Origin of the sequence: Streptomyces sp. MBT53 (genome assembly GCF_016654115.1) — a bacterium.
Taxonomy (GTDB): domain Bacteria; phylum Actinomycetota; class Actinomycetes; order Streptomycetales; family Streptomycetaceae; genus Streptomyces.
In genome coordinates this window covers 1-3430 of sequence record NZ_JAEQAZ010000380.1, presented here as the reverse complement: position 1 = coordinate 3430, position 3430 = coordinate 1, and the positions used below count along the sequence as shown (strand labels likewise).

The 3430-nt window shown below is 72.7% G+C and carries 4 protein-coding genes; 1 reads left to right on the top strand and 3 read right to left on the bottom strand.

The features are described from left to right. On the top strand, window positions 1-245 hold a 245-nt coding region (locus tag JHN45_RS51190), incomplete at its 5' end, for an LAETG motif-containing sortase-dependent surface protein (RefSeq protein ID WP_201056337.1). A gap of 62 nt (window positions 246-307) precedes the next feature. Here the strand turns inward: JHN45_RS51190 and JHN45_RS51185 are convergent. From JHN45_RS51185 to JHN45_RS51175, 3 genes are all read right to left on the bottom strand, one after another. After that, entirely contained in the window at window positions 308-1267 is a 960-nt protein-coding gene (locus JHN45_RS51185; protein WP_200716935.1) for a nucleoside hydrolase, read from the bottom strand. Window positions 1268-1309: 42 nt separating this feature from the next. Continuing rightward, window positions 1310-2524, bottom strand: a complete 1215-nt coding sequence (thrS, locus tag JHN45_RS51180; protein WP_201056335.1) for a threonine--tRNA ligase — start codon at window positions 2522-2524, stop codon at window positions 1310-1312. 192 nt (window positions 2525-2716) lie between these two features. Next, window positions 2717-3412, bottom strand: coding sequence for a type 1 glutamine amidotransferase domain-containing protein (locus JHN45_RS51175; protein WP_201056333.1), 696 nt, complete (start codon window positions 3410-3412; stop codon window positions 2717-2719). Window positions 3413-3430 lie beyond the last annotated feature (18 nt).

The following is a 3430-nucleotide window of genomic DNA, read 5'->3' as shown; positions in this document are numbered from 1 at the left end:
CGACCCCGACCCCGACCCCGAGCGCCTCCGAGTCGACTCCGGCGTCCGACAACCCGACCCCGGTCGCCTCCGGTTCGAGCAGCGCCCCGGCGGCGGCCCCCTCGCCCAACGGTGGCGGCGGCGACCTCGCCGAGACCGGTGGCGGCAGCAACACCGGCGCGATCGTCGGCGGCGCGGCGGCCCTGCTGGCGGGCGGCGGGGCGATCGTGGTCGCGACGCGTCGCCGTCGGGCTTCGCACTCGTAGCCACCGGTCGGACAAAAAGAGGACGCCGGGCCGGGAGGAGATCCCGGCCCGGCGTCCGTCTGTCACCCCTCGACCGTCTCCAGCCACAGCTTCACGTACCGCTCCACATCCACGTCCAACCCCACGTCCACCAGGGCCTGTTCACGCGCCCCGTCGTGGATCTCGGACTCGCCGTGGCGGGGGCGCCGGTCGACGATGGTCTGGCCGCGGGACGGGCCGGGGGCGAGGGAGACCTCGACCGGCAGCAGGCGGGTGGTGAGGCCGGCCGGGTCGGCGACCGCGCAGACCGCGCCCGCGTCGCCGAGGCCGCCGGTGGGGGTCGGGTCGCCCGAGGTGGCCGGGTCGCGGTGGGCCAACAGATTGCCCGCCAACCTCAGGCGCGGCTCCGCGCTCTCCCGCAGCCGCCGCACATCCGCGGCCGGCACCTGGACCCGCTCGAAGACGTCCAGGCCGTACATCGTGATCGGCACCCCGGCCGTGAGCAGGATCGCCGCCGCCTCCGGGTCGTGCCAGACGTTGAACTCCGCGACGGGCGTGGCGTTCCCGACCGCCACCGCGCCGCCCATGAACACGATGCGCTCGATGTTGGCCGTCACCTCGGGGAACGTGCGCAGCAGCAGCGCGATGTTCGTCAGAGGGGCGGTGGGGATGAGAGTGACCGGGCGCGGGGAGGCGAGGATCTCGCGGCGCAGCAGTGTCACCGCGTCCACGTCGACGGGCGTGCGCGCCGAGGCCGGCAGCCCCATGTCGCCCATGCCGTCCTGCCCGTGGACGTGCGCGGCCGACCGGGCCGGTTCGATCAGCGGCCGGGCGGCGCCGCGCGCGACCGGGATGTCACCGGCACCGGCATGGTCCAGGACGATCAGCGTGTTCCGTACGACCTGGTCGACGTCCGTGTTCCCGGCCACGCAGGTCACCGCGCGCAGGTCGAGTCCCGGGTGGCGGACGGCGAACAGCAGCGCCAGGGCGTCGTCGACCCCCGTGTCGCAGTCGATGATCACGGGGATGGGCTGACCGGTCACGGCAGGGTCCTCTCGACGCAAGGGTGCTGTTCGGTTGCGACCTTACGCATCCGCCCACAGTTCGGCGCCGCGCGCCCCGACCCGCGCGGTGACGCGGTGCAGCAGGTCGGCGGCGGGCAGCGGGTCGACCCGGCGGCCGTCCCGCAGCCGTACGGCGACCAGGCCCGCGGCGGCCTCCCGTTCGCCGATCACCGCCTGGTACGGGACCAGCCGCGCCGCCCGGATCCGGGCACCGAGGCTGCCCTCGGCGGCGACCTCGGCACGCAGTCCCTGGGCGCGGGCCCGCTCGGCGAGGTCGTGGGCCTGCTGCTCCTGCGCCTCCGACACTGGGAGGACGACCAGCTGCACGGGCGCCAGCCACGCCGGGAACGCCCCGCCGTGCTCCTCCACCAGGTGCGCCACCGCCCGCTCCACACTCCCGATGACACTGCGGTGGACCATGACCGGCCGGTGTTTCGCGCCGTCGGCGCCGATGTAGTGGAGGTCGAAGCGTTCGGGCTGGTGGAAGTCGATCTGGACGGTGGAGAGGGTGGCCTCGCGGCCGGCCGCGTCCTCGATCTGGACGTCGATCTTCGGCCCGTAGAAGGCGGCCTCGCCCTCGGCGGAGTCGTAGACCACCCCGGACGCGTCGAGAACTTCCCGCAGCATCGCGGTCGCCCGCCGCCAAAGGGCCGGATCCGCAACGTACTTGCCGCCGTCCCCCGGCAGCGACAGCCGGTAACGGGAGGCGCGGATGCCGAGGTCGGCGTAGGCGCGGGCGATGAGGGCGAGGGCTGCGCGGGCCTCGTCGACGGCCTGGTCGAGGGTGCAGAAGATGTGCGCGTCGTTGAGCTGGATGGCACGGACACGGGTCAGTCCGCCGAGGACCCCGGAGAGTTCGGAACGGTACATGCCGCCCAACTCGGCGATGCGGAGCGGCAGTTCACGATAGCTGTGGGAACGGGAACGGTAGATGAGCGCGTGATGCGGACAGAGACTCGGCCGCAGTACGACCTCCTCCGCGCCCAGTCGCATCGGCGGGAACATGTCGTCGCTGTAGTGCGACCAGTGCCCGGAGATCTCGTACAGCTCACGCTTGCCGAGAACGGGCGAGTACACGTGCCGATACCCGGCCGCGCACTCCAACCCCCTTACATACTCCTCCAGTTGATGCCGGACGACGGCACCGTCCGGCAGCCAGTACGGCAGTCCCGCGCCCATCAGGGGGTCGGTGTCGAAGAGGCCGAGCTCGCGGCCGAGACGTCGGTGGTCGTCCATGGATTCCTCGCTCTATGACGGCGGGGCGAGAATCCGGCGACGACAAAGCCCCGGGGCACTCGCCCCGGGGCTTCGACTTGGGTCAGCAGTCAGCGCGCCGGGACACTCTCCGGCGTCGTCGTCACAAAGAAACGGGCGCGCTTCATGCGGCGGACCGTAGCAGCCGTACGACCGCCACGGCGACGGGATTAATCAGGCGAGCTTCTTGAGGAGCTCGTCCGCGACCGGCGCGGAGGACGCCGGGTTCTGGCCGGTGACGAGGTTGCCGTCGACCACGACGTACGGCGCCCACGGCTCGCCCTGCTGGAACTCCGCGCCGAGCTCCACCAGCCGGTCCTGGAGCAGCCACTTCACCTTGTCGGCGAGGCCGCCCTGGGTCTCCTCGTCGTTGGTGAAGCCGGTGAGGCGGCGCCCGGCGAAGGCGTTCGTACCGTCCTCCTTGACGGCCGGGAGGAGCGCGGCCGGGCCGTGGCAGACGACGCCGAGGGGCTTGCCGGAGGCGAGGGCCTGGGTGAGGAGCCGGCCGGAGTCGGCGTCGACGGCGAGGTCCTCCATCGGGCCGTGGCCGCCGGGGTAGTAGACGGCGGCGTAGTCGGCGAGGTCGACCTCGGTCAGCTTGACCGGGTGCTGGAACTCGGGGCTCGACGCGAGCACGGCGGCGACGCGGTCGGCGTTCTCCTGGCCGCCGTTGAAGTCGGGGGCGAGGCTGCCCCGGTCCACGGGCGGTACGACACCGCCGGGCGTCGCGACGACGACCTCGTGCCCGGCCGCCTTGAACGCCTCGAACGGGGTGACGGCCTCCTCGGCCCAGTAGCCGGTGGGGTGCAGGGTGCCGTCGGCCAGGGTGAGGTGGTCGGCGCCGGTCAGCACGAAGAGGATCTTCGACATGGGGGGTCCTACCTTTCT

Bases quoted from the DNA above. Each gene is read 5' to 3' on its own strand.
- thrS (WP_201056335.1), bottom strand. From the start codon at position 2,524: ATGGACGACCACCGACGTCTCGGCCGCGAGCTCGGCCTCTTCGACACC.
- JHN45_RS51175 (WP_201056333.1), bottom strand. From the start codon at position 3,412: ATGTCGAAGATCCTCTTCGTGCTGACCGGCGCCGACCACCTCACCCTG.